The organism is Bradyrhizobium sp. McL0615 (assembly GCF_049993905.1).
Lineage (GTDB): Bacteria > Pseudomonadota > Alphaproteobacteria > Rhizobiales > Xanthobacteraceae > Bradyrhizobium.
In genome coordinates this window covers 2,686,042-2,710,585 of sequence record NZ_CP188254.1, presented here as the reverse complement: position 1 = coordinate 2,710,585, position 24,544 = coordinate 2,686,042, and the positions used below count along the sequence as shown (strand labels likewise).

Below are 24,544 nucleotides of genomic sequence, written 5' to 3'. Positions count from 1 at the left end.
GAGGGGGAGAGATGCACTTATTCCGCGGGCGCCGCGACCGGCACTTCCGCATGCAAGCTGTAGTTCACGCTGGGGCTCGTTCTCGCCAGCGCAAACAGGCCTGCCGCCATCACGGCATAGGCCAACGCCACTCCCGGCGTGACACCGAGGCCACCGCCGATGCCGACGGCTTCGCCGTGCATGAAGCCGAAATAGGTCATCACCGCGCCGGCGAGTGCAAAGGCCGAGGCTTTGAGAAAATCGCGCTCGATCACAAACACGCCGATCGCACCGAGCACGAGTCCAGCCAGGATCGCGCCACCGCCCATCACTTCCAGCCCATGATAGATCACGCCTTGCTGCGGCAGTGAGGCGATGGCTGCGGTCTTCACCGCGTCGACTTTGTCAGCCGCGAGGCCACCGACGGTTTGAGCCGCAGCCATAGTCGCACCAAGCATGGTGTCGATCTGCAGCTTGGCCCAAGCGGCCAAATGCGGCGTCAGCGCCAGCACGACGGCAGGCGCGTGCTTGACCGGCGTGGTTTGGAACGCCTGCGCGCCAATCAGCATGCCGATATAGAGCAGGATCGGCGAGATCGCGACCACAGGCACCAGCGCCAGCAGCACCGCGATGATGCCAAACCATGACAGCACCACCACCATCAAGCCGGTCGCCGCCGAATAGCCGATCCGGCCCCCCATCGCCTTCCAGCCGGGATGGCCGATATAAACCGCGTTGATGAAGGGATTGCCCATCAGGCAACCGATCAGGCTGATGACGCCATCGGCAGTCAACACGCGCGTGGTCGGATATTCGTCGCCGGCCGCCTCCGCGCTTTCGACGTTGTCCATGGCCTCGACGAGGTCGTAGATGCCGAACGGGATGGCGGTCACCAAAATGATGCCGAGGAATTCGAAGCCGGAGAAGACGTGGCCGATGGCGGGCAACGGCACCGAGAAGCCGAAATTCGCAAAGGCGTCGCCGACGCCCTTGATGCTAAGGCCGCCGAGCCCGAGCCCGAACAGGTTCGATCCCCAAGCGATGATCATGCCGACCGCAATGGCGACGAGGCCGGCCGGCATGCCTTTCCAATATTTCACACCACCGAACCAGCTCGCCAGGATGATGGCAAAGCACACCAGCCCGATCTGGGGTGTCATGTACATTTCCAGCGCCGGCCGCATCGAAATGAAGGTGACGGAGACACCGGCGAGCGTGCCGAGCAGCGCGGCGCGCGGGGTGATCTTCCGGATGTACGGCGCGATGAAGCCGCCGATCATCAGGATAAAACTCTGGAAGAATACCCAGACCAGGCCGGCCGACCAGCCCTTGATCGGATCGCCGGTCTTGAGCGTAATCGGCAGCATGATCACGAAGGTGACGATGAACATGTGCGGAACGCTGACGCCTGACGGCAACGCGCAGACGTCGCTGCGGCCGGTCTTCTGAGCGAGCTTGTAGGCGAGATAGGCGTAGTAGAAGGTGGAGAGGCACATCATCAGGCCGAGCGCCGGCAGGATGCGGCCGAACACCAGTGAATCAGGCATCTTCAGCACGAAGCGCAACAGGCCGGTCAGCACCAGCATGTTGACGAGGATGTTGGTGCCGAAACCGAACAGCGCGTTCCAGTCGCCCGGCGTCCACAAAACCGGCTTGAAAGTGGATGTGCCTGATGTCCCCGTCGCACTCGTGCTCATCATAATCCCCCTGCTGCTGCCGTTCTTGGAATCTCCGGTGAAAGCGCCTTCAGCACCTCAACCGAGTCGGAGACCCAGCCGAAAATGCCGCCCTGGGCCTTGATCATCTTCAGGCCCATCTCGTGGAATTCTGGAAAGTAGGAGGCGCAGCCATCAGCCAGCACCACGCAGCGATAGCCGCGGTCATTGGCTTCGCGCACGGTGGTGTTGACGCAGACCTCGGTGGTGACGCCGCAGACCAGCAAGTTCTCGATGCCGTAGCGCTGCAGCACGTCGCCGAGCTCGGTGGCGTAGAACGCGCCCTTCCCCGGCTTGTCGATCACGATCTCGCTGTCGAGCGGATACAATTCGGGAATGATGTCGTGGCCGGCCTCGCCGCGAATGAGAATGCGCCCCATCGGCCCGGGATCGCCGATACGCAACGACGGCGCGCCGCGCTCGACCTTGGCCGGCGGCGCGTCGGAAAGATCAGGCAGATGGCCCTCGCGGGTGTGAACGACCAGCATCCCCGTCGCGCGCGCCGCATCCAGCACGGCGGCGATCGGCTGCACCGCCCGGGCAAGCTGGCTGACGTCATTCCCGAGCGTTTCGCCAAAACCGCCCGGCTCCATGAAATCGCGCTGCATGTCGATGATGAGAAGCGCGGTCGCCCCCCAGTCGAGCTCAATCGGCCCTGGCTCCGCTGCGAGCTTTGCTGAGTTCGCCATGACGTACGCGCCCCGAACGAGAGAACTCTTCGAGAGAAGTCAAGCAAGGCGCGTGCCATTGTGTACAATGGCGGCATGCGTTCGGTGAGGGCGAAATCAATTGTTCTTTCAATTCGTTGATTGTTGATGCTGAAGCGATGTGCTTTCCGCCCGGAGCTTTCGGACGGGCACCTGCTCATTATCTGAGCAATCCGCAATCACGCTTGCAGTTCTGGCGGCATAAAAAGACAGGGCGCTGCAATGCGCTGAAGCGCGAATGTCCCGCGTGACGTCGCATTGGCGCCAGGCGTCGCGTCGCTACGCAGACAGCGCCTCAACAGGTTGCGCGTTCGAGCCAAGCAGCGATACCCCGAATGCCCTCCTCCAGACCGTCAGGAAACGGGGAAACCAGGAATGCGCGACGGCTCCCTGATAGGCCCACGTGCGGTACTTCAGGCCTTTTTCCGAGAGCAGCTCCTGATATCCGCCGTGCGCTTCGGTCGCGGTACGGATGTCCTGCAATATCGCGCAGGCGCAGGATCGGTACCTGTCGGTGCCGGAAAATTCATCGTACTCCAGCATACGGTCGGCGAATTCGACGTTGAACGTCGGCCAGCAAGAACGCCCTTGGTAGGCCGGAGCCGCAATCCTGTGGATCATCTTGTTCTGCGGATTATCCACCGACACCAGGAAGTGAGATGTATCCGGGATTCGGAACCGCGGCTCGCCAAGTATCAGATCCGTCGTGGCTGCGAATAGCGCGCGCTCGCTCGCCTCGCTCAGATCCCAAAATCCCTGATGCACGTTGACGAAATCCAGCGCAATGCAAGACGCCTCCGGTTCGCTCCGGCAATCCAGGGCATGCCTGATATAGCCATGCCGGCCGAACAACCCGAGCAGCTCCTTCTTGTATTGCGAAAGCTCGCGTCCGAGCAGCCCCTCCAGCTCGATACGATCGATCACCCCCAACCGTATGCCGCGTACAAAAGTAGCAAAGACGCATGCATTGGTGACGAAGCGCCTGCGCTCGGCGCGGGTATCCGTGGCCGCGGAACGAGGCGCGGTTGCGTCACACAGCAATGCCGTGAGGCCGTAGTCATCGAACGGCTGCAACGCGCCGGCGAGTTCAGATATCGCGCTCTTCAGGTCGTCGCGATACTCGGCGAGCAACAAGCGGCCAGCATGCGCGCCTTGCGATATCCCCGAAAATGGCGATGCCCTTTGGTCCGCCCGCATGATCTGTTCCAGACCTGCGAGGATGCCTAACAGCGTATCCGACGGCAGCGAGAAGTAATTGACGCCGATGTACCGATCGCTACCTGCGGGAACGATGGTCGTCGTGACGACATTGGCGCGGACGGCTTCCAGCATCAGGTGGACGCTTTTTTCGAGCAAACGCACCCGGCGGACGGCATCCTCGGAATCCATGATGGTCTCGGGGTCGAGAACATCGGGATAAAACCAGGCAAAGTCCCGGGGATAATAGGCGGAGGCGTGCGGTGCCCCCGTGACCAGAAAGGCTTCCTCGGGCGCAAAGGCGCTGTTGACCGAGTGCCTGTACAGCTCATCAATCCCGGCCGATGCGTGAGATCTTCTCAGGAAACGATCACCGAGAAAATTTACGGCCTGAATACCGTTGGCGACGCAGGAGGCAAACGGACCCTGGTAAAATCGGTATTCGCGATGTGCTGGGAATGGAATGTGATGATTCATATGCCTGGATGAGCGAGATTCTGTGGGTGCCGATTACCACGCGTTGGTACTCCAGACATCATCGATTCGTCTTTCCGTCAGATGAATCATGGTGTCATCGCGTTGTCATAAATGGACGTACAGCAGCGCTCAGGGAGCGTCGGCCTTCGCAGGCCCGTAGGATGGGTAGAGCGCAGCGAAAGCCATCATGCTCCAGTCACGGACGTAAAGGTGATGGATTTCGCTGCGCTCTACCCATCCTACGATCAGGCGGAGCTGCCCTTCCGCCACGGTGTGCGAGTCGCGTTTCAACCTCTTCCCACCGTGCACTCGATCTGGCCATGGGGCTCGTCGGTCGGCAGGAAAACGTCATTGTTGTTATCCAGCCCGAACGCCGACAGGTTCATCGGAATGAAGTGCATGTTCGGGCAGGCCATGCTGATTTCCGAAATCTCCGGCACCGCCGCCAGCGCCGCCTCGCCCATCCGGTACAGGCTGTCCTGCACGCTCATGCTGTAGGTGGTGCTGAACACTTCGAGCAAGGTGTCGAGAATCCGCGCATTGACCGCCGGATAATTCGAAGGTTTCGCCGACCACTTCCAGGAGGCCACCATGCTGGTGGCGCACATCCGGTCGGCGGTCTCCGGCAGCGTGGTGTAGCGGTCGTGCGGATAATTCTCCCAGCCGGACTGCGTCGACTTCATGAAGGCAAAGCCGTCGATGCCCGACGTCAATGCCGCCTGCCCCCCGCGCGCAACTGAGGCCTCGACGAACGGCTTGCCGTTGCTGTCGAGCACGAAACTGTGGGGATGCGGCTTGCCGCCGATACTCAGGCGGCTCCATTTGGTCTCGTGCGCTGTGATCGCAACCGAGGCGATCTGCGGATAGGTGTCGAGATATCGCTTCGCCAGCACCTGGCAGAATTCCTCGGTGCTGAGTCCGGTGTTCTCGCGGGCGACGACATTGACGATATTCTTGATCGTATCCGTCGCCACCGAGGTGGAATTGTCGGCGTGGGTATAGGCACGGGCAAAGTCGCCCTCGATCATCGCCTTGACGCTGAGTTGGCTGACCTCATGACGGTCGCCGTCCCGGTGAATCCGCATCACCCGGACGCGGCCCTTTCCGTATCTGTTCTTGATCAGCGCCACGTCAGTCCTCCAGTTCAACCGTTGATTTCTCGGGACTCCGATCGTCCGCTCTGATCCAATATTGGAGCAACGTTCGTGCCAAGGGGCAAGATCTTGGGGGACAAGGTCTTGGGGGACAAGTTTCTGGCACGCGCCTTGTATCGGATTGAGCGGGCCCCGAAGGCCCGCACCCTGGGGGAAGTCCATGGCCACAACCACCGAAATCCATCCGGTCGACCAGATCCTGCCGACGCCGCGGCTGCTGGCGCTCGGCCTGCAGCACGTATTGGTGATGTATGCCGGCGCGGTTGCCGTGCCTTTGATCATCGGCCGGGCGTTGAAATTACCGCCGGAAGACGTCGCCTTCCTGATCAGCGCCGACTTGTTCGCCTGCGGCATCGCCACGCTGGTGCAATGTATCGGTTTCCCCGGGGTCGGTATCCGGTTGCCAGTGATGATGGGCGTGACGTTCGCCTCCGTCGGCCCGATGCTGTCGATGGCGGCAGCACCCGACATCGGCCTGCTCGGCATCTACGGCTCGGTGATAACGGCCGGGCTGTTTGCCATTGTCGCCGCGCCTTTTGTCAGCCGGTTGCTGCCGCTGTTTCCTCCGGTCGTCACTGGCACCATCATCCTGGTGATCGGCATTTCCCTGATGCGGGTCGGCATCAACTGGGCCGGCGGCGGCCTGCCGACCTTGACCAAGGTCGTCGACGGCGTGCCCGGCGCCTTTCCAAATCCAGCCTATGGCCAGTTGCAGGGGCTTGGCATTGCGCTGTTCGTGCTGCTGGTGATCCTCGGCCTGATCAAATGGGGCGCCGGCTTCGTCGCCAATGTCGCGGTGCTGCTCGGCATCGTCGCGGGCGCCATCCTTGCGGCGGTCCTTGGCGTCATGCATTTCGAGAAGGTCGCCGCAGCGCCATGGGCCGCGATCGTACTGCCGCTGCATTTCGGGATGCCGAAATTTCAACTCGTCCCGATCATCACCATGTGCATCGTGATGATCGTGGTCATGATCGAGTCGCTCGGCATGTTTCTGGCGCTGGGCGAGATCACCGGCAAGGCGGTCAGCCGCGACGCGCTGACCCGCGGCTTGCGGGCCGACGGCGTCGGCACGCTGCTGGGCGGGCTGTTCAACACCTTTCCCTATACGTCGTTCTCGCAGAATGTCGGCCTGGTCGGCGTCACCGGCGTGCGCTCGCGCTGGGTCACTATCGCCGGCGGCGGCATCCTGCTGCTGCTCGGGCTGGTGCCAAAGATGGCGGCGCTGGTCGAAGCCGTGCCGCTGGTGGTGCTTGGCGGCGCCGGCCTCGTGATGTTCGGCATGGTGGCGGCCACCGGCGCGCGCATCCTCACCGCGGTCGACTTCAAGAACAACCGCTACAATCTGTTCGTGGTCGCGATATCGGTCGGCTTCGGCATGATCCCGCTGGTTTCGCCGAACTTCTTCAAGAACCTGCCGCACGATCTGCACCCGTTGCTGGAGTCCGGCATTCTGCTCAGCGCCCTGGTCGCGGTGGCGTTGAACGCCTTCTTCAACGGCGTCAGCGGCAAGACGGCGGAAGCCGACGCAGCTGTGGCTGCGGCCTCGGCGACTCATTAAGTTGGGAGCGTAGGGTGGGCAAAGGCGCACTTGCGCCGTGCCCACCATCGATCAACGGCATCGCCTGGAATGGTGGGCGCGCGGAGCCTTTCATCGGGCGCGCATTCGCGCGACCCGGTGGCTTTGCCCACCCTAGGTTTCTAGCTTCCGCGATAGGTCGCAAAACTCCATGGCGTGACTAGTAGCGGCACGTGGAGATGGCCTTCCGGGTCGCTCACCGAAAAATGCAGCGGAATCCGATCGAGAAACGGCGGATCGGACAGCGGCACGCCGCGATCGGCAAAATAGGCGCCGACGCGAAACGCCAGTTCGTAGCGACCGATCGGCACCGGCCGGCCGCCGATCAGCGGCTGATCGGTGCGGCCGTCGCTGTTGGTGGTGGCGCGCGCCACCACGCGAGCCTCGCCGAGTTCGGACAGTTCCGTCAGTTCGACCGAAATCCCCGCCGCCGGCCTGCCGCTATGGGTATCCAGCACATGGGTGGACAGGCGACCGTGCACCAGAAGCTTGTCGTCGGACGCGACGAGCTGGTCGAGGCGCAGCGCCGCGATCCGGCAGATTTCCCCGATCGAGGTTTGCACCTCGGCCTTGGCATCGTTCGGCAGCCGGCGTTCGAAGTCGCGCAGGATGGAATCGCGGGTGTGGCGGCGGACGCAGACCACATAGGGGAAGCCGAATTTGGCGCGGTAAGCGTTGTTGACGCGCTCGAACGCTGTAAATTCGGCATCCGAAAGCCGATCCAGGCCGGCGCTGTTCTGTTCGGCGTGCGATTCCGCGGTAAGGCCCGCGGCGCGCTGGGTTTTGCTGGCGAGATCGGGGTGCGCCCTGATCAGCGCCAGCCGTAATTCCTCGGGCGCGCGATCGACCACCGACCTCATCGCGGCGAACAGCCCGTTGGCACCGGCGAACGGCCGTAGCGCGGCGGCCTGTTCGGCGATCCATGGCGAGTATTCGAAGACGTTCGCCAGCGTGGCGACGAACTCATCCTTGCTGCAAGCGTTTAACTCGGAAAGCTTTGACATCGTTTTCGCCTCACCCGATATCAAATGCGTTGTCGGCGAGATGCGCCAGATTGGCGTGCCAGTGCTGCGCGATCTGCAGCCGCGTCGGCACCCAGACCCGCTCGTGCTGTCCGATGTAATCGAGAAACCGTATCAGCGCCGCCGCGCGGCCGGGGCGGCCGACGACTCGACAATGCAGGCCGACCGACATCATCTTCGGCGCGGTCTCTCCTTCCCGATAAAGAACGTCAAAGCTGTCCTTGAGATAGGTGAAGAATTCATCCCCGCCGCCAAAGCCCTGCGCATTCACAAAGCGCATGTCGTTGACATCGAGCGTATAGGGAATGACCAGATGCGGCTTCGAGCCGCGCGACTTGATCCAGTATGGCAGGTCGTCGGCGTAGGAGTCGCAGAGATAAAGCAGTCCGCCGGCTTCCATCAGAAGCCTGAGCGTATTGATCGAGGAGCGTCCGGTGTACCAGCCGAGTGGACGCGCGCCGGTGGCCTCGCTGTGGATGCGCATCGCCGCCGCAATCTCGACGCGCTCCTCGGACTCCGTCATGTCCCTGTGCTCGATCCATTTCAGGCTGTGGCTGGCGATGTCCCAGCCGGCCTCCTTCATGGCGGCGACCACATCCGGATTTCGCTTCAAGGCCATCGCGACGCCGAACACCGTCACCGGCAAATTGCGTTCGGCGAACATCCGCCACAGCCGCCAGAAGCCGGCGCGCGAGCCATATTCGAACATCGATTCGATATTGGCGTGGCGTTGGCCGGGCCAGGGCTGCGCACCCAAGACGTCGGACAGGAAGGCTTCCGAGGCGCGATCGCCATCGAGAATGTTGTTCTCGCCGCCTTCCTCGAAATTCACCACGAACTGCACCGCAACCCGCGCGTTGCCGGGCCATCTGGGATCGGGCGGGTTGCGCCCGTAGCCGCGAAAGTCGCGCGGGTAGGACGGCGCGACCACGTCTATATTTCCTCGAAGCGGGCCTGGAAGGTGAATTCACCGGCACGGACAATCGGTTGGCTCATCGATCTCTTCTTCTGGAAACAGGAGAGGACGTGGTTTCAGCCGTATCCATTACAGCCGGAACAAGCGGAAGCAAGGCTATTCCGGCTGCCGGTGCGCATTTGACGAGCCGAATCCACTCGCTTCACGCGTCCTTGGCATGCAGTACCAGCAATCCCTAAACGCTTGCTTTCCCTTGCTGTTGTGCGTTTCATTCCGGTCAAACATCAAGCGACCTCAGGAAACGCCCATGCCCGCAAGAATCATCGGAATGATCGGCACCCAACAGGAAGGCATCGCGGTTCACCTCATCAAGGGGCAGATATCGCGACAATGGGTGGTCGACTTCACCCGCCTGCACGAGCAATGGAACTATGATTCTGTTCTGGTTGGGTATTACGCGTCCGCCGCCGAAGGTTTTGCGATTGCGCTTTATGCCGCCGACCACACCGAACGGATCAAGTTTTTGATCGCACACCGGCCGGGCTCGGTGGCGCCTGCGCTGGCAGCGCGTCAGGTCGCGACCTTCGACCAGCTCACGCAAGGGCGGATGGCGCTGCATATCATCGCCGGCACCAGCGACGCGGACCAGGCCAGCGAAGGCGACTTCCTGCCCAAGAACGACCGCTACCGCCGCGCCGGCGAATATCTCGACGTGATGCGGAAGCTCTGGACTAGCGACAACCCGCTCGACCACCAGGGCGAGTTCTACCGTGTCGAGGGCGGTTATTCCGACATCAAGCCGTATCAGCAGCCCTGCCCGCCGCTGTTCTTCGGCGGCTCATCCGAAGGCGCGCTGGAAATGGGCGCCAAGCATTGCGACGTGTTCGCGATTTTTGGCGAGCCGCTCAAGGAGACGCGGGACCGGATCCAGGATTTCCGCCGGCGCGCGGCGGCCTTCGGCCGCAGCGTCGGCTTCAACATGTCGCTGCGGCCGATCATGGCGGAAACCGAGGGCGCGGCGTGGGACAAGGCCAACGCCCTTTTGGCGGATGTCGAACGCAAGACCGGCGCCGCGCCGCAGCCAACCAACACTTCCGCCGAACGCCTGCTCGGTTACGCCGCGCGCGGCGACGTCCATGACGAGCGGCTGTGGATGGGGATCGCGCGCGCCACCGGTGCGCCGGGCAATACATCGTGCCTGGTCGGAACGCCGGAGCAGATCGCCGCGGCGGTGCTGGAGTATTACCGGCTCGGCATTCATTCCTTCCTGTTGCGCGGCTTTGAGAACCCGCACGACACGATGGCGATCGGCCGCGACTTGATCCCGCTCATCAAGCAAGGCGCGCTTGCGATCGACCAGCAGGCCGAAGCGGCCGAGTAAAACTTCACCCGAAGAATTTGCAGACACCTCAAGATGCCGGCGTAATGCATTGGAGCCCAAGAAGAAAACGCATGAAAGAAATTGCATGAAGGCCGTGGTTGTCGAGAACTATGATTCGATCGACGGCATCTCGATCAGGGAGATCGATACGCCCGGCCTCTCCAAAGGCGAAGTCCGCGTCAAGGTCGGCGCGGCGGCGGTCGGCTTCGTCGACGGATTGAAGGTGCAAGGGCTCTACCAGACCAAGGACCCCCTGCCGTTCGTGCCGGGCACCGAGTTTGCCGGTATCGTCGACGCCGTCGCCGACGACGTCACTGCGTTCAAGCCTGATATGCCGGTGATCGGCATGACGCGTTCCGGCGCGCTGGCCGAATACATCTCGGTACCTTCAGCGGCGCTCAAGCACCTGCCCCCGCAGGTTCCCTTCGAGGCCGGCGCGTCGTTTCAGGCCAATTATCTGACCGGGCTTTACGCGCTGGATGCCCGTGCATCGCTGCGCGAAGGCGAGATCTTGCTGGTGCTGGGCGCGGCCGGCGGCGTCGGCATCGCCGCCGTTCAGATCGGCAACTTGATGGGCGCGCGGGTGATTGCCGCCGCCTCGACGGCCGAGAAGCGCGCCTTCGCGGTGCGGTTCGGCGCCGACCAAACCATCGACTACACCCGGGCGGACTGGCGCGACACCCTCAAGGAATTGACCGGCGGACATGGCCCGGACGTGATTTTCGACCCCGTCGGCGGCGAAGTCGCGCTGCAGGCGTTCCGCTCGATTGCGTGGCGCGGGCGGCATCTGGTGGTCGGCTTCGCCTCGGGCACCATTCCGGCGCTGGCCTTCAACCTGCCGCTCTTGAAGGGCGGTGCCCTGCTTGGCGTCGACCTCGCCCAGATCCAGAAGCGCGAGCCGGAGACGCATGCCCGCCTGATCGCGCAATTATTCGACTGGCTGGCATCGGGCAAATTGCAGCCCGTGGTCGGCAAGGTCGTGCCGTTCGAGAAGTTCCGCGAGGCGTTCAAGACCATGCAGTCGCGATCGGCGCTTGGGAAGATGATCGTCAAATTCGGCTGACGTGACGCGTCGATGCAGGATACGAACTGATGCTTCTGGAAAATAGCAACAAATCGCGCCGCTTGATGCATACGCGGTCGATCGAATGCGAAGGCTTTTTGCGCGACGACGGGCTTTGGGAAGTCGAGGCGTGGCTGCGCGATACAAAGCCCTTCACCCAGCGCGCCGACCGTTTTCGCGACGAACTCAAGCCGGGCGATCCCGTACACGATATCGGCCTGCGGCTCGCGATCGACGAAAACATGACCATTCACGAAGCGGAAGCGATGATGCGCGCGACGCCCTACCCTACCTGCATCGAAGTCGAGCCGATCCTTGCGCGCCTGATCGGCGAACGCATCGGTCCGGGATGGCGCGAAGCGATACGGCGCAAGATCGGCCGGCTCGAGACCTGCACACACTTGATGGAATTGCTCGGCCCCGCCGTGACCACGCTGTACCAGACCATGTCCCATGGCAGGAATCCGGAAGGCCGCGGCACCCTGGAGAACCAGCAGAACTCCGGCGAGCGCCCGTTCTTCATCGGCGGCTGCCATTCCTGGCGCACCGACGGCCCGGTCGTCGCCGCGATGTTCCCGCAGTTCGCGACCAAGCCGGCCGCGAACGACTAGATCGGGACGGGTTAGAGTCAAATCGATTTGCCGTTATTGCGAAGCACTAACGATCTCTTGTCCCGGACGCCGTGCAAAGACCCCTCGGCGGTACACCGCAGGGCCCAGACACAAAATCGCGAAAACAACCCCATGCAAAGTAGAAATGGGCCCGGCTCGCGCACGCACGCCGCTTGCGTCCAGGGCACGAATCATCCCCGGACACATCCCTCAGAATAGATATCTGAGATATCACTTATTGACATATTAGCATCAATAATTAGGATGCAAGAATGACCTTTCATATTGATCCGAGCACCGCTGGCGAGGCAGGCTGATGATCACTGCGGCTCAATTGCGGGCTGCCAGGGTGCTCCTCGGCATCGATCAGCGGCGGCTTGCGGAGCTGTCGGGGCTTTCGGTGCCAACCATTCAGCGGATGGAAGCGAGTGAGACGATGGTTCGGGGCAACGTCGATTCGCTGGTGAAGCTGATCACCGCGCTCGAGGATGCCGGCATCGAATTGATCGACGACGGGGCGAACAGCGACGGCGGCGGACGCGGCGTGCGGCTCAAGGCCGGCTCCGGAGATCGTGCGGAAAACAAGACATCGAGCGGAGCGAGGGCGCGCAAATAATGTCGGCCGTCGCCCTGCAAATGGTCTGTGTCGCCGGACTGCTCGGGTTGGCCGCGCTGGCGATCGTTCTGAGCCGGTCGAAGATCTCCACGCCCGTCATCTACGGCGCGACACTGGCCGTATCGGCGATTGCATTGATCGGCGCGTTGCGCTTCCTGCTCGGCGGCTCCGCTGATGCCACCACCCTTACCCTGCCGGTCGGTTTGCCGTGGCTTGGCGCGCATTTCCGCCTCGACGCACTGGCCTCGTTCTTCCTCGTCGTCATCAATCTGGGTGGGGCGTCGGCAAGTCTCTACGGCCTCGGCTACGGCCATCATGAGCCCGCGCCGCATCGCGTGCTTCCCTTCTTCCCCGCCTTTCTCGCCGGCATGAACCTCGTGGTGCTGGCCGACGACGCCTTCTCCTATCTGCTGTGCTGGGAGTTCATGTCGCTGGCGTCGTGGGCGCTTGTCATGGCGCATCACCGCGAGCCGGGCAACGCCAGGGCCGGCTACGTCTATCTCGTAATGGCAAGCTTCGGCACGCTCGCACTGCTGCTCGCCTTCGGCCTGCTGGCGGGGCCGGCGGGAGACTACGGATTTGCGGCCATTCGCGCCGCGCAGCACACGCCATACGCGGCGACGCTGGTGCTGATCCTGATGCTGCTCGGCGCCGGCTCCAAGGCCGGCCTGGTGCCGTTGCATGTCTGGCTACCGCTCGCCCATCCCGCGGCTCCGAGCCACGTCTCCGCGCTGATGAGCGGCGTCATGACCAAGGTCGCGATCTACGGCTTCATTCGCGTCATGTTCGATCTGCTGGGACAGCCGACCTGGCCAGCCAGCGTGGTCGTGCTTTTCCTCGGCAGCATCACCGCCGTCATGGGCATCCTTTACGCCATGATGGAGAAGGATCTGAAGCGCCTCCTGGCCTACTCTACCATCGAAAATATCGGCATCGTCTTTGTCAGCCTCGGCCTTGCCATGGCGTTCCAGGCCAATGGACTGAAGGCGGCGGCCGCACTCGCCTTCACGGCTGCGCTGTTTCACGCGCTCAACCACGCCTTCTTCAAGAGCCTGTTGTTCTTCGGCGCCGGCGCCGTGCTGACCGCAACCGGCGAGCGCGACATGGACAAGCTCGGCGGCCTCATTCACCGCATGCCGTTCACGAGCTTCGTCGTTCTGGTGGGTTGCGTCGCGATTTCGGCGCTGCCGCCGTTCAACGGCTTCGTGTCGGAGTGGCTGATCTTCCAGGCCGTTCTGCAAAGTCCGGAACTACCGCAATGGGCGCTGAAGATCATGGTGCCCGCGGTCGGTGCGATGCTGGCGCTCGCTGCCGCGCTGGCTGCGGCGTGCTTCGTCAAGACCTACGGCGTGACCTTTCTCGGCCGGCCGCGCGGCACGGCGGCGGAAGCCGCACATGAAGTCGATCGCTTCTCGCTCGCGGCCATGTTCATCCTCGCCGCACTTTGCCTGCTGGCCGGAATCCTGCCGGGACTGGCGATCGACGCGCTGGCGCCGGTCGCGACCCAGATCCTCGGCAGCCGCATGCCAGCCCAGGCCGGGCAATCCTGGCTTTCGATCGTGCCGATTGCGGAAGGCCGCAGTTCGTACAACGGATTGCTGGTGATGGTGTTCATCACGGTGACCGCCTCGCTGGCGGTCTACGTCATCCATCGCTTCGCCTCCCGCGCATTGCGGCGGGGGCCGGCGTGGGGATGCGGTTTCTCCGATGCAACGCCTGCCGCGCAATATTCTGGCGTCAGCTTTGCCCAGCCGATCCGCCGCGTGTTCGGCACGCTGCTGTTCCACGCCCGCGACCATGTCGAAATGCCGCCGCCTGGAGACATCCGGCCGGCACGGCTGCGGATCGAACTGCACGACCTGGTCTGGCGCGGAATCTATGCGCCGATTGCGGATGCCGTCGGCTTTGCGTCCACACGGCTCAATCGCCTGCAATTCCTGACCATCCGGCGATATCTCAGCCTGGTCTTCGCCACCCTCGTTACCTTGCTGCTGGTACTCGCGATATGGTCGTGATCTCGGACATCATCGTGCAAGGCGTGCAGATGCTGCTCGTGCTGCTGCTCGCCCCGCTCCTGACCGGCTACCTGCGCAAGATCAAGGCGCGGCTGGTGCGCCGCCAGGGCGCTTCGGTCATTCAGCCCTATCGCGACCTGCTGCGACTGTTGCGCAAGGAGGTGGTGCTCGCCGACAACGCGTCGTGGCTGTTCCGCGTGACGCCCTATATCACCTTCGCCGCGATCTGGGTTGCCGCGGCGCTGGTCCCGACCTTTGCGACCGGGCTATTGTTCAACTGGACCGCCGATCTGATCGCCATCGTCGCGCTGCTGGGAAGTGCGCGCTTCTTCCTCGCGCTCGCCGGGATGGATGTCGGAACCAGCTTTGGCGGTATCGGCTCCAGCCGCGAGGTCATGATCGCAGCACTTGCCGAGCCCGCGATGCTCTTGATCGTGTTCTGCCTGGCGCTGGTCGCCGGTTCGACGCAACTCTCGACCGTCTCGCACTTCCTGGCGTCGTCCTATGTGGGTTTGCGGGTGTCGCTCGGCATGGCGCTGGTCGCGCTGTTCATGGTGGCGATCGCGGAGAACGCGCGCATCCCGGTCGACAACCCGGCGACGCACCTCGAGCTCACCATGGTGCATGAGGCGATGATCCTGGAATATTCCGGCCGCCACCTCGCAATGATCGAACTCGGCGCGTTCCTCAAGCTATTGCTCTACGTCTCTCTGATCGCCTGCGTGTTCTTCCCCTGGCAGATCGCGCTGTACGGCAGCGGTACGTTGTCCTACGCAATCGGCGCCGGCGCGTATGTCCTCAAGCTCGCGCTTGCCGGCTTCCTGCTCGCGCTGTTCGAGACCGCTACGGCGAAGATGCGGGTATTTCGCGTTCCGCAGTTCCTCGGCGCGGCGTTCATGCTGGGCCTGCTCGGCACCCTGCTGCTGTTCGTCTCGAGGAGTTTCTGATGCAGATGCACAGCCTCGCCTTCGACATCTCCCACACGCTGGCCGGCGGACTGGTGCTGATCAGCCTGATGATGCTGTATCAGGATCGTCTCTATTCGCTGCTCAATGTATTTGCGCTCCATGCCCTGGTGCTGGCGCTCTCGGTTGCCTGGCAGGCTTTCATCCAGGATGCGCCCCATCTCTACGTCACCGCGATCATCGCCCTGGTGTTCAAGGCTATCGTCATTCCAGTGGCGTTGCACCGCATCGTCAAGCAGCTCGGGATTCACCGCGACATCGAATCCGCCGTCGGAATTGGCCCGACCATGCTGGCCGGCATGGGGCTGGTCGCCCTCTCGCTGGTTCTCATGCTGCGGGTGACGAGCGACGCCGACCCGCTGGCGCGCGAGGATCTCGCCTTTGCCCTGTCGGTGGTGCTGCTCGGACTTCTGGTCATGGTCACGCGCCGCAATGCGGTGAGCCAGGTTGTCGGGTTCATGTCGCTTGAAAACGGACTGGTGCTGGCCGCTACCGGCGCCAAGGGCATGCCGCTGGTCGTCGAGATCAGCGTCGCCTTCTCAATCCTGATCGCGTTCATCGTCATTGGCATCTTCCTGTTCCGAATCCGCGAGCGCTTCGATTCGGTGGATGTCTCCGCGCTCGACGACTTCCGGGGTGAAGGACGATGACGCTGTCTTTCTTCAATCCCGTCACGGCGGTCCTGCTGATTCCGATCTGCTCGGCGGCGCTGCTGGCTATCCTGCCCGGCTACCGGCTGACGGCCCGGCTGAACGTCGTCGCCAGCCTTGCGACATTCTTGTCTGCACTCTCCCTGTTCGCGATTGAACGTCCCTCTCCTGGGCCGTACGTGCTGATCGACGATATGAACATCGTCTTTATCGTGCTCAATACCTTCGTGGGGTTCACCACCAGCATCTTCAGCGCGAGCTACATCGCGCATGAACTCGAAGATGGCCGGCTGACGCCGGTTTACCTGCGCTTCTACCATGCCATGTACCAGACCATGATGTTCGGCATGAACCTCGCATTTGTGTCGAACAATATCGGCCTGATGTGGGTCGCGGTCGAAATCGCGACCCTGACGACCGTGCTGATGGTCGGCATCTACCGAACCCATGCCGCGCTGGAAGCCGCGTGGAAATATTTCATCCTGGGCAGCGTCGGAATTGCGCTCGCTCTGTTCGGCACCATCCTGGTCTACATGGCGGCGCGTCCGGTCATGGGCGAAGGCCAGGACGGCATGGTCTGGACGTTGCTGGTCGAGCGTGCGGCGAATTTCGACGCGGCCCTTCTCAATGTTGCCTTCGTATTCCTGTTTCTCGGCTACGGCACCAAGGTCGGCCTCGCCCCGTTGCATGCCTGGTTGCCCGACGCGCACGCCGAAGGTCCGACGCCGATATCGGCCGTGTTGTCGGGCCTGCTGCTGAACGTCGCGCTCTATGCGCTGCTGCGCTTCAAGATATTGCTCGCCGCCAACCCGGCCTCGATTGCCCCCGGTCCGCTGATGGTGACGATGGGCCTGGTCTCGCTGATCTTCGCAGCCTTCATGCTGTACCGGCGGCGCGACATCAAGCGCCTGTTCGCCTATTCCTCGATCGAGCACATGGGCATCATCGTGTTTGCGTTCGGCATGGGCGGCCCGCTCGCCAATTTCGCCGGGCTGCTGCACATGGTGATGCACAGCCTGACCAAGTCGGCGATCTTCTACGCCGTCGGACACATTTCGCAGATCAAAGGCACCCAGCGGATTTCCAGGATTCGCGGCCTGACCGTGACTCACCCGGCGCTCGGCTGGGGGTTGGTGGTGGGCGTGGTCGCAATCGCCGGACTGCCGCCGCTCGGCATCTTCATGAGCGAATTCCTCGTCGTGAGTTCGACCTTTGCGAGGCAGCCGTTGCTCGCGATCGCGCTGGTGTTCGGGCTGTTGCTGGCATTCGGCGCATTGACGTTGCGCCTCACCAGTGTTGCCTTCGGCGAGCCGCGCGGCGGTACGGCCCCGGCCGACGCCTCGTATATTCCGATGTTTGCGCATCTCGCGCTGGTATTGGGTGCGGGGATTTATCTTCCCGCCCCGCTGGTGGTCTGGTTCCAGCACGTGGCTCAGCTCCTTGGATAGGAACGAATCGACATGCCGTCGCTGATCGATCTGACGCTGGAGGGCCGCAAGGTCGGGCAATACGGCCCCTGGCTGCGCGTTGCGGTCGATGCTTCGGTCTGGACATTTGCGGCGAGCGAACTGGCGCATGGACGCTGGAGCCTGCTCGGCCTCTGGGGCGAATCCGCAACGGTGCACATGGCAATCATGGATGGACAGACCGCTGGCATCGCGGTGGTCAGCCTGGATTGCCCCGACCGCATTTTTCCTTCCGTCGGCAAGCATCATCCGCCGGCATTGCGGCTGGAACGCACCATCCACGACCTGTTCGGATTGTTCCCCGACGGCTCGCCCGACGCGCGACCCTGGCTCGACCACAACCGCTGGGGCGTGCGCTTCCCATTGGGTGATCGCATCGACGCATTGCCGAAGGCGGCGCCCTACCGTTTCCTCGCCGCGGAGGGCGACGGCCTGCACCAGATTGCGGTCGGCCCGGTGCATGCGGGCATCATCGAACCCGGACATTTCCGCTTTACCGCCAGCGGGGAGACCGTGGTCCGGCTGGAACAGCGGCTTGGATACGTCCACAAGGGCATCGACGGGCTGATGAGCGGCGCCGGCCTCGCGCGCGGCGTTCAACTCGCCGGCCGCACGTCGGGCGACAGCACCGTGGCTTACGCTTACGCGTTTTCGCGTGCGGCCGAGGTCGCTCTGGATCTCGCCGTGCCTGATCGAGCCGTGTTCCTGCGCGCGCTGCTGGCAGAACTCGAGCGGCTCGCCAACCATCTCGGCGACATCGGCGCCATCTGCAACGATGCGTCCTTTGCATTGATGCACGCGCATTGCGCGATGTTGCGCGAGAACGTGCTGCGGGCATCAGGCGTCGCCTTCGGCCATCGCCTGATGCGCGACATCATCGTGCCCGGCGGGGTCAGCCGCGACATCGGCAATGGCGGGGCGGAAGCCATCCAGGCCACGCTGAACAATGTTCGCGTGCGCTTTCCCGCGCTTGTCGAACTCTATGACAACACCGCTTCGCTGCAGGATCGTACCGTCGACACCGGAACGCTCAAGCCGCCGCTCGCTCGACAATACGCCGCCGGCGGCTATGTCGGCCGCGCCTCGGGCCGCTCGTTCGACGCGCGCCGAACGCTGGCCTATCCGCCCTACGACAGCCTGCGTTTCGACGTGCCTGTTCTCAGCGAAGGCGACGTCAACGCGCGGGTCTGGATCAGGGTGCGCGAGGTCGAGCAAAGCCTGTCGTTGATCGACCAGATCCTGAACCGGCTTCCCGAAGGCCCGACACGCGAGGAAGTCCCGCTTGGCGGGGAGGTACGCGAGGGCATGGCGATCGTGGAGGGATTCCGCGGCGACGTTCTGGTCTGGCTGCGTTTGCGCAATGGCCTGATCGAACGATGCCACATGCGCGATCCGTCCTGGTTTCAATGGCCGCTGCTGGAAGCCGTGATCGAGAACAACATCGTCGCGGACTTTCCGCTCTGCAACAAGTCGTTCAACTGCTCCTATTCGGGCCACGATCTCTAAGGACGTAACGCGATGCGCAAGCTGCTGTTTGAAAGCGTGTTTCGTCAGCCGCTCACCGAGCGCGCGCCAGCGCCCGATGACGCCGCCGTGGCGGAACTTGCAACCGCGCTCGGGCAGGCCGCTCGGCGGCGGCTCGGCCGGAGCCTGTCGATCCGGGAGGTCGATGCCGGATCCTGCAATGGATGCGAGCTGGAAATTCACGCGCTCAACAACGCCTATTACGACGTCGAGCGGTTCGGCCTGCGGTTCGTCGCCTCGCCGCGTCATGCCGACGTCCTGATGGTGACGGGACCGGTGACAAAAAACATGCGCGAGGCGCTCGAACGCACCTATCACGCGACGCCGAACCCGAAATGGGTCGTCGCGGTCGGAGATTGCGCGCGCAACGGAGGATGTTTTGCCGGCGGCTATGCGGTTGTCGGCGGCGTCTCCGAGGTCATCCCGGTCGACCTGCACATTCCCGGCTGCCCGCCTGCCCCCACAGCCATGCTGCAAGGATTGCTGGCGCTGCTCGAACGCGCGGACGCGGGCGCCGTTACATCGTGAGGAACGGCTATCGAACCCGTTCCAGCCCCCTCTTCGGTTGGCGGACGGTCTTGCTCTTTGTCTTGAGATTTGTTTTGGGATTTGTGGCATGTTCGCGAAGGCGCACCCCTCGCCCGCCTGTCGCGCTTGCGGCGCCCGGATTGATCAGTTCGATCCCGGCGCTCTCGAGCGCGGAAACCAGTTTCATCAGGGAATCGACGTTGGCGCGAATTACACCGTCGCTGGCTTCCATACGCTGGATGGTCGGCACCGAAAGATCGGCCAGCTCGGCCATTTGCCGCTGATCGATGCTCAGAAGCGCTCGCGCGGCCCTGAGTTGATGGGCGGTAATCATGGGGGCGGTTCTCCCGGTTCCGAAGTGGATATATCTATCCCATCTAAATTACCGTCTCAAGCATCAACTTAGACGTTCAGTATATCAACCGGGAGACCGCGCGGGTCTCTGCCCAATTGGCATCCGATTCACGACATGATAAACGATGTATCAGGCATCTTATTTAATGCATGGTGACATCAGGTGCGGTTGCTGGGACGCTATCAGGGCAGGAACGGCGCAATCGAAATCGTCGAATGCTCCGCGGATGGCACGCGGATCTACTTCGAGGAAGGCGTCAGGCAGAGTCAGGCCACGCCCGACGGCGAGAGCGTCTTCAGCTACGTCAAGCTCATGGACGAGCTTCTGCATCGCTCAACGAACATTCTGGTCCTGGGATGCGGCGGAGGGAATCTCGCCACCAGGCTGGCGCGTCTCGGAAAAGAGCTGACGATCGTCGACAATAATCCGATCAGCTTCGTGATCGCTCAGAGATATTTTGGGCTGCCGGACGGATTGCCGCTGATGGTGTCTGATTTCCGGAAATTCATTCTCGATGATGATCTGCTTTACGACGGGATCGCCATCGATGTCGGAGGTCCGGATTTTCGCTTTGATGATGAATTCGACGTCGAGACCTGCGATGCCATCCGTGCGCGGCTGACGCCCGGCGGCCGCATCGTCATGAACGTGCTAGTCGCGAACGACATCGACCCGGTAGCCGACCGCATCGCCGCGCGGCTGGCCGGCGACCGGCTGGGAACGTGGATCATCGACGAACAGGGCGTTCAGGATCGGAATGCGATCATTGCATGCGTGCCGGAAAAGCAGTTGAACGCGCATCCGGTGCTCGCCGAGGTGATGCAAAACAGCCTCGAGCGATGGTCGATCCGGCGAGGCAGATTGCGCGGCCGCGAGCTCGGCGCAACCTATTCCACCTCCGACAGGTAACCAGCCGCGCGGTGCGCCTCGTGTTTCTGTTGGCGAACGGCGTCGCAACCCTCGATTGGCATCTGAACCCAAAACTGTTCGCCAAAATTTCGTGACACGGACTTCTTGCATTGCGAGAAGTCATTGCAGCCAGCGCAAAAGGACGCAGTCGGAACGAATTGGCAGATTGGGCGTGACGCCGCGACAGACAGGTGTCACTATCCCGCTATAAGCAAAAGCCGCGCACGTCGGACGAAGCGCGGCTGCCGAGGGGGAAGCAAAAGCGTCGGCGTCGGCGCACAAATTTCCTTTGGCCCAACCGGTCCGTTGGCGTCGCATGGGACAACAGATTGTCCATCGTCTGCTGATTTCGTTCCCCGCCTTGCTCGGGGTTCTCTTCCTCTGCTTTTGCCTGTTACAGGTGGTGCCGGCCGATCCCGCGATGATCATCGCCGGGCCCGACGCCAAGGCCGAGACCATCGCCGCCATACGCCAGGAGCTCGGTCTCGACAGATCGATCCCGATCCAATTCTTCGAATACATTTTGCGCGTGCTGCGCGGCGATCTCGGCCGCTCCATCATTTCCAACCGAATGGTCAGCGAGGAACTGGCGATGACCATCGGCCCGACGGTTGAGCTGATGCTGGGTGCGATGCTGATTGCCGTGCCGAGTGGCCTTGCTCTCGGAACGCTGGCCGCCGTCAATCGCGGCCGTGTTGCCGATCGCATCATCATGGCGTGTTCGGTGGCGGGCGTGTCGATGCCGGTGTTCTTCATCGGCCTGATCCTGATCCAGTTTGTCGGATTCAAATGGGGGCTGTTGCCGTTCACCGGCCGCACCGGACCGGTATGGGATGGCGGACTGCCGAGCCTGATCCTCCCCGCGCTGACCTTGGGCGCGGTGCTGATCGGCCCGATCGCGCGGCTGACGCGCACCGCAGTGCTCGAAGTGCTCGGCGCCGATTTCGTCCGCACGGCGCGCGCCAAGGGATTGCGCGAGCGGGTGGTAATCGTCCATCACGCACTGCGCAACGCCATGATCCCCGTCGTCACGCTGATCGGACTGCAGGCGGCGTTCCTGCTCGGCGGCGCCGTCGTCACCGAAACCATGTTCTCGTGGCCCGGCGTCGGCCGGCTCGCCGTCGGCGCTATCGTCTCCAGCGATTTTCCGACGGCGCAGGGCGCGATCATGATCCTCGCCATCGCCTTCCTGTCGATCAATCTTGTGGTCGACGTGCTCTACGTCTATCTCGATCCCAGGATACAGCGCAGATGAGCGCCGACGCCCTCGATACCGGCTTTGCCCACGAGCGCGACACCGGCGTATTCGCCCGCGCAGGGGTGTTGCGCCGGCTGGCGCGGGACCGGGTCGCCGCACTGGCCGGGCTGGTGCTGACCGTGGTCGTGCTCGCCGCGCTGTTTGCGCCCTGGCTCGCGCCCTACGATCCCTACTTCACGGATCTTACCAAGGTGATGCGGCCGCCCGATGCCGAGCATTGGTTCGGCACCGACAATACCGGCCGTGACATCTTCAGCCGCGTCATCTACGGCACACGCGCCACGCTGATGCTGGGGCTGGTCGGCGTGATCGTCGGCGGCTTCATCGGCGGCGTTCTCGGCATCCTCGCCGCCTATTATCGCCGTCTCGACGGCTGGATCATGCGGCTGGTCGACGTGATGCTGGCGTTTCCTGCGATCCTGATCGGGCTCGCGGTAGCCGCGATCTTCGGCGCCGGGTTGACGGCCGTGGTGATCGCCCTCGTCGTCGCTACCGTGCCTGATGTTGCGCGGGTGGCGCGCGGTGCTGCGATCGGCGTGATGGGTCAGGAGTTCATGGAAGCCGGCCGCGCCGTCGGCGTGTGCGACCGCGAACTGATCTGGCGCTATCTGACGCTGAACTGCATTTCCACGATCTTCGTGTTTCTCACCCTGCGCTTCGGCCAGATCATCCTGATCGGCGCGGCGCTCGGCTTCCTCGGCATGGGCGCGCAGCCGCCGACCGCCGAACTCGGCATGATGGCGGCGCAAGGCCGCGACTTCCTGTTCATGGCGCCGCATATCGCGACGATCCCGAGCTGTGCCATCTTTGTGATTGTGCTGGCCGCCAACTTGTTGGGCGACGCATTCCGCGACGTCCTCGATCCGAGGCTGCAGACATGATCAGACTGGCGCTGAGTGTTGCATTGGCGATCGGAATGGCCGGCACGGCAGCGGCCCAGACTCTCACTATCATGAAGGGCATCGACGCGCCGCATTACGATGCGCAACGCACGAGCTGGGGGCCGACCTCCGACATCGTCAACATGTTCCAGGACACGCTGGTGGCGCTCGACTGGGACGGCAGGACGCCGATCCCCTATCTCGCCAAATCGTGGACGATCAGCGAGGACGGCAGGACCTATACGTTCAAGCTGCGCGACGACGTCTCGTTCTGCAGCGGCAAGAAGTTCACCGCCGATGACGTCGTCTACACCTTCAAGCGGCTCAAGGACCCGGCGATCAAGGGACCGTTCGCCTGGCGCGCGGGCAATATCAGGGAATTGCGCGCGCCCGATCCTTACACTGTCGAGTACGAACTCGAAGAGCCGTTCTCGGAACTGCTGCTGCAGCTCACGATGTTCACCAACGTCATCCACAACAAGGAGAGCGTCGAGACGCTGGGCAAGGATTACGGCATCAAGGGCGCCGACGGCACCGGGCCGTGGTGCTTTGATCACTGGCAGCCACGCACCGAGATCGTGCTGAAGCGGCACGATGCCTACAAATGGGGCCCCTCGATGTACAAGAACAAGGGGCCGGTGAAATTCGAAAAACTCGTCGTCAAGATCGTGCCCGAGGATTCCAGCCGCGTCGCGGCGATGATGTCCGGCCAGTTCGACATCACCCACCAGTTCCCGGCGCAGTTCATCACCCAGGCCAAGGCGGCCCCGATGCTGACCGTGACGCCGGCCAAACCGAATTTCCAGCTTCTCTATTACGGCTTCAAGATCACGCGGCCGATGGTGGCCGATGCCCGGGTGCGCGAGGCCATGAGCATCGCCATCAACCGCGCCGAAATTGCCAAGGCGATCCTGCTGGGTAATGCCGATCCGGCCTTTACGGTTGTCGATCCCGCTGCGCTCGACTTCGATCCAGCGACCAAGGGGATCATCAGGGAGGACGTTGCACGCGCTGTGAAGCTGCTCGACGAAGCCGGCTGGAAACCGGGCGCCGACGGCATCCGCGAGAAGGACGGCATGAAGCTGGCGCCGCGGGTCTACTTCACCGCCAACGCCAACTCGGCCCGCGTCGCCGAAGCGATTCAGGGCTACCTGCGGAAGATCGGCGTCGACTGGCGCCTGCACCCATGGGACTCGACGATCTCTTCCGTGAAGATGATGGAACAGGACTATGAAATCTGGTCGGTGACGGTGCCGTATCTGTCCGCCGGCGACCTGATGAACATCTATTTCGATTCCGCCAACATCCCGACGCCGAACCGGATGAACTGGAAGGACGCCGAAACCGATGCCTGGCTTAAACAGGGCCGCTCGGCGCTGACCGAATCCGACCGGGCCAAGTATTACGCACTGGTGCAGCAGAAGGTGACGCGCGAGCACCTCTGGATGCCCGTGCTCAACATCAACATGGACCAGGTGGCCAACAAGAAGATCACCGGCGCCAGGCCGCACATGATCTACCAGAACACTTTCTACAAGGGGCTGGACGTAACGCGCTAAGAAAAAGCGGAATGGGAGGA

At 62.9% G+C, this 24,544-nt stretch carries 22 protein-coding genes; 15 read left to right on the top strand and 7 right to left on the bottom strand.

The window, feature by feature from the left end; all coding sequences use genetic code 11:
- Positions 1 to 17: 17 nt before the first annotated feature.
- From ACPPVP_RS12985 to pucL, 4 genes are all read right to left on the bottom strand, one after another.
- Positions 18 to 1,676: a regulator gene (locus ACPPVP_RS12985; protein WP_426534737.1), complete on the bottom strand. Its 1,659-nt coding sequence runs from the start codon at positions 1,674 to 1,676 to the stop codon at positions 18 to 20.
- On the bottom strand, positions 1,676 to 2,383 hold the full coding sequence (locus ACPPVP_RS12980; protein WP_426534735.1) for a cysteine hydrolase family protein: 708 nt from the start codon (positions 2,381 to 2,383) through the stop codon (positions 1,676 to 1,678). The genes ACPPVP_RS12985 and ACPPVP_RS12980 overlap by 1 nt, the downstream gene beginning before the upstream one ends.
- A gap of 297 nt (positions 2,384 to 2,680) precedes the next feature.
- Complete coding sequence (locus ACPPVP_RS12975; protein ID WP_426534733.1) at positions 2,681 to 4,075, bottom strand: hypothetical protein; 1,395 nt, start codon at positions 4,073 to 4,075, stop codon at positions 2,681 to 2,683.
- A gap of 287 nt (positions 4,076 to 4,362) precedes the next feature.
- Complete coding sequence (gene pucL, locus ACPPVP_RS12970) at positions 4,363 to 5,205, bottom strand: factor-independent urate hydroxylase (protein WP_426534730.1); 843 nt, start codon at positions 5,203 to 5,205, stop codon at positions 4,363 to 4,365.
- Positions 5,206 to 5,389: 184 nt separating this feature from the next.
- Between pucL and ACPPVP_RS12965 the strand changes: the two genes are divergently transcribed.
- Positions 5,390 to 6,787, top strand: coding sequence for a nucleobase:cation symporter-2 family protein (locus tag ACPPVP_RS12965; protein ID WP_426534728.1), 1,398 nt, complete (start codon positions 5,390 to 5,392; stop codon positions 6,785 to 6,787).
- Positions 6,788 to 6,927: 140 nt separating this feature from the next.
- On the opposite strand, the gene uraD is transcribed toward ACPPVP_RS12965, so the two are convergent.
- Both uraD and puuE read right to left on the bottom strand, forming a co-directional pair.
- Positions 6,928 to 7,809 (bottom strand): 2-oxo-4-hydroxy-4-carboxy-5-ureidoimidazoline decarboxylase, encoded by an 882-nt coding sequence (uraD, locus tag ACPPVP_RS12960; protein ID WP_426534726.1) that lies wholly within the window; start codon positions 7,807 to 7,809, stop codon positions 6,928 to 6,930.
- 10 nt (positions 7,810 to 7,819) lie between these two features.
- Positions 7,820 to 8,758 (bottom strand): allantoinase PuuE, encoded by a 939-nt coding sequence (gene puuE, locus ACPPVP_RS12955; RefSeq protein ID WP_426534724.1) that lies wholly within the window; start codon positions 8,756 to 8,758, stop codon positions 7,820 to 7,822.
- A gap of 292 nt (positions 8,759 to 9,050) precedes the next feature.
- Here puuE and ACPPVP_RS12950 point away from each other — a divergent pair, with 292 nt between their 5' ends.
- From ACPPVP_RS12950 to ACPPVP_RS12905, 10 genes are all read left to right on the top strand, one after another.
- Positions 9,051 to 10,124, top strand: coding sequence for an LLM class flavin-dependent oxidoreductase (locus ACPPVP_RS12950; RefSeq protein ID WP_426534722.1), 1,074 nt, complete (start codon positions 9,051 to 9,053; stop codon positions 10,122 to 10,124).
- Positions 10,125 to 10,209: 85 nt separating this feature from the next.
- On the top strand, positions 10,210 to 11,187 hold the full coding sequence (locus ACPPVP_RS12945; protein ID WP_426534720.1) for an NADPH:quinone oxidoreductase family protein: 978 nt from the start codon (positions 10,210 to 10,212) through the stop codon (positions 11,185 to 11,187).
- Between the two features lie 29 nt (positions 11,188 to 11,216).
- Positions 11,217 to 11,798 (top strand): DUF2889 domain-containing protein, encoded by a 582-nt coding sequence (locus ACPPVP_RS12940; protein ID WP_426534718.1) that lies wholly within the window; start codon positions 11,217 to 11,219, stop codon positions 11,796 to 11,798.
- 316 nt (positions 11,799 to 12,114) lie between these two features.
- Positions 12,115 to 12,414 carry a helix-turn-helix domain-containing protein gene (locus tag ACPPVP_RS12935; protein ID WP_247784995.1) on the top strand — a complete coding sequence of 100 codons (300 nt, stop codon included), beginning with the start codon at positions 12,115 to 12,117 and terminating at the stop codon, positions 12,412 to 12,414.
- Positions 12,414 to 14,429: a hydrogenase 4 subunit B gene (hyfB, locus tag ACPPVP_RS12930; RefSeq protein WP_426534716.1), complete on the top strand. Its 2,016-nt coding sequence runs from the start codon at positions 12,414 to 12,416 to the stop codon at positions 14,427 to 14,429. The genes ACPPVP_RS12935 and hyfB overlap by 1 nt, the downstream gene beginning before the upstream one ends.
- Positions 14,420 to 15,376 carry a respiratory chain complex I subunit 1 family protein gene (locus ACPPVP_RS12925; protein WP_426534714.1) on the top strand — a complete coding sequence of 319 codons (957 nt, stop codon included), beginning with the start codon at positions 14,420 to 14,422 and terminating at the stop codon, positions 15,374 to 15,376. The genes hyfB and ACPPVP_RS12925 overlap by 10 nt, the downstream gene beginning before the upstream one ends.
- A gap of 5 nt (positions 15,377 to 15,381) precedes the next feature.
- Complete coding sequence (locus ACPPVP_RS12920) at positions 15,382 to 16,044, top strand: hydrogenase-4 component E (RefSeq protein WP_426537822.1); 663 nt, start codon at positions 15,382 to 15,384, stop codon at positions 16,042 to 16,044.
- Complete coding sequence (locus tag ACPPVP_RS12915; protein ID WP_426534712.1) at positions 16,041 to 17,492, top strand: hydrogenase 4 subunit F; 1,452 nt, start codon at positions 16,041 to 16,043, stop codon at positions 17,490 to 17,492. The genes ACPPVP_RS12920 and ACPPVP_RS12915 overlap by 4 nt, the downstream gene beginning before the upstream one ends.
- A gap of 12 nt (positions 17,493 to 17,504) precedes the next feature.
- Positions 17,505 to 19,016: an NADH-quinone oxidoreductase subunit C gene (locus ACPPVP_RS12910; RefSeq protein WP_426534710.1), complete on the top strand. Its 1,512-nt coding sequence runs from the start codon at positions 17,505 to 17,507 to the stop codon at positions 19,014 to 19,016.
- A gap of 12 nt (positions 19,017 to 19,028) precedes the next feature.
- Positions 19,029 to 19,562: an NADH-quinone oxidoreductase subunit B family protein gene (locus ACPPVP_RS12905; protein ID WP_426534708.1), complete on the top strand. Its 534-nt coding sequence runs from the start codon at positions 19,029 to 19,031 to the stop codon at positions 19,560 to 19,562.
- Positions 19,563 to 19,569: 7 nt separating this feature from the next.
- Here ACPPVP_RS12905 and ACPPVP_RS12900 read toward each other — a convergent pair whose 3' ends face one another.
- The gene (locus ACPPVP_RS12900; protein WP_426534705.1) at positions 19,570 to 19,896 is read right to left on the bottom strand and encodes a helix-turn-helix domain-containing protein; all 327 of its coding nucleotides are present in this window, start codon (positions 19,894 to 19,896) and stop codon (positions 19,570 to 19,572) included.
- A 183-nt stretch (positions 19,897 to 20,079) separates the two neighbouring features.
- On the opposite strand from ACPPVP_RS12900, the gene ACPPVP_RS12895 reads away from it, so the two are divergent.
- The 4 genes from ACPPVP_RS12895 (at position 20,080) to ACPPVP_RS12880 (ending at position 24,524) form a co-directional block, all read left to right on the top strand.
- Complete coding sequence (locus tag ACPPVP_RS12895) at positions 20,080 to 20,826, top strand: spermidine synthase (RefSeq protein WP_426534703.1); 747 nt, start codon at positions 20,080 to 20,082, stop codon at positions 20,824 to 20,826.
- A 316-nt stretch (positions 20,827 to 21,142) separates the two neighbouring features.
- Positions 21,143 to 22,081 (top strand): ABC transporter permease, encoded by a 939-nt coding sequence (locus ACPPVP_RS12890; RefSeq protein WP_426534701.1) that lies wholly within the window; start codon positions 21,143 to 21,145, stop codon positions 22,079 to 22,081.
- Positions 22,078 to 22,965 (top strand): ABC transporter permease, encoded by an 888-nt coding sequence (locus tag ACPPVP_RS12885; RefSeq protein WP_426534699.1) that lies wholly within the window; start codon positions 22,078 to 22,080, stop codon positions 22,963 to 22,965. The genes ACPPVP_RS12890 and ACPPVP_RS12885 overlap by 4 nt, the downstream gene beginning before the upstream one ends.
- Positions 22,962 to 24,524, top strand: a complete 1,563-nt coding sequence (locus ACPPVP_RS12880) for an ABC transporter substrate-binding protein (RefSeq protein WP_426534697.1) — start codon at positions 22,962 to 22,964, stop codon at positions 24,522 to 24,524. The genes ACPPVP_RS12885 and ACPPVP_RS12880 overlap by 4 nt, the downstream gene beginning before the upstream one ends.
- Positions 24,525 to 24,544 lie beyond the last annotated feature (20 nt).

Bases quoted from the DNA above. Each gene is read 5' to 3' on its own strand.
- ACPPVP_RS12985 (WP_426534737.1), bottom strand. From the start codon at position 1,676: ATGAGCACGAGTGCGACGGGGACATCAGGCACATCCACTTTCAAGCCG.
- ACPPVP_RS12980 (WP_426534735.1), bottom strand. From the start codon at position 2,383: ATGGCGAACTCAGCAAAGCTCGCAGCGGAGCCAGGGCCGATTGAGCTC.
- ACPPVP_RS12975 (WP_426534733.1), bottom strand. From the start codon at position 4,075: ATGAATCATCACATTCCATTCCCAGCACATCGCGAATACCGATTTTAC.
- ACPPVP_RS12965 (WP_426534728.1), top strand. From the start codon at position 5,390: ATGGCCACAACCACCGAAATCCATCCGGTCGACCAGATCCTGCCGACG.
- uraD (WP_426534726.1), bottom strand. From the start codon at position 7,809: ATGTCAAAGCTTTCCGAGTTAAACGCTTGCAGCAAGGATGAGTTCGTC.
- ACPPVP_RS12950 (WP_426534722.1), top strand. From the start codon at position 9,051: ATGCCCGCAAGAATCATCGGAATGATCGGCACCCAACAGGAAGGCATC.
- ACPPVP_RS12945 (WP_426534720.1), top strand. From the start codon at position 10,210: ATGAAGGCCGTGGTTGTCGAGAACTATGATTCGATCGACGGCATCTCG.
- ACPPVP_RS12940 (WP_426534718.1), top strand. From the start codon at position 11,217: ATGCTTCTGGAAAATAGCAACAAATCGCGCCGCTTGATGCATACGCGG.
- ACPPVP_RS12935 (WP_247784995.1), top strand. From the start codon at position 12,115: ATGATCACTGCGGCTCAATTGCGGGCTGCCAGGGTGCTCCTCGGCATC.
- hyfB (WP_426534716.1), top strand. From the start codon at position 12,414: ATGTCGGCCGTCGCCCTGCAAATGGTCTGTGTCGCCGGACTGCTCGGG.
- ACPPVP_RS12925 (WP_426534714.1), top strand. From the start codon at position 14,420: ATGGTCGTGATCTCGGACATCATCGTGCAAGGCGTGCAGATGCTGCTC.
- ACPPVP_RS12920 (WP_426537822.1), top strand. From the start codon at position 15,382: ATGCACAGCCTCGCCTTCGACATCTCCCACACGCTGGCCGGCGGACTG.
- ACPPVP_RS12915 (WP_426534712.1), top strand. From the start codon at position 16,041: ATGACGCTGTCTTTCTTCAATCCCGTCACGGCGGTCCTGCTGATTCCG.
- ACPPVP_RS12910 (WP_426534710.1), top strand. From the start codon at position 17,505: ATGCCGTCGCTGATCGATCTGACGCTGGAGGGCCGCAAGGTCGGGCAA.
- ACPPVP_RS12905 (WP_426534708.1), top strand. From the start codon at position 19,029: ATGCGCAAGCTGCTGTTTGAAAGCGTGTTTCGTCAGCCGCTCACCGAG.
- ACPPVP_RS12900 (WP_426534705.1), bottom strand. From the start codon at position 19,896: ATGATTACCGCCCATCAACTCAGGGCCGCGCGAGCGCTTCTGAGCATC.
- ACPPVP_RS12890 (WP_426534701.1), top strand. From the start codon at position 21,143: ATGGGACAACAGATTGTCCATCGTCTGCTGATTTCGTTCCCCGCCTTG.
- ACPPVP_RS12885 (WP_426534699.1), top strand. From the start codon at position 22,078: ATGAGCGCCGACGCCCTCGATACCGGCTTTGCCCACGAGCGCGACACC.
- ACPPVP_RS12880 (WP_426534697.1), top strand. From the start codon at position 22,962: ATGATCAGACTGGCGCTGAGTGTTGCATTGGCGATCGGAATGGCCGGC.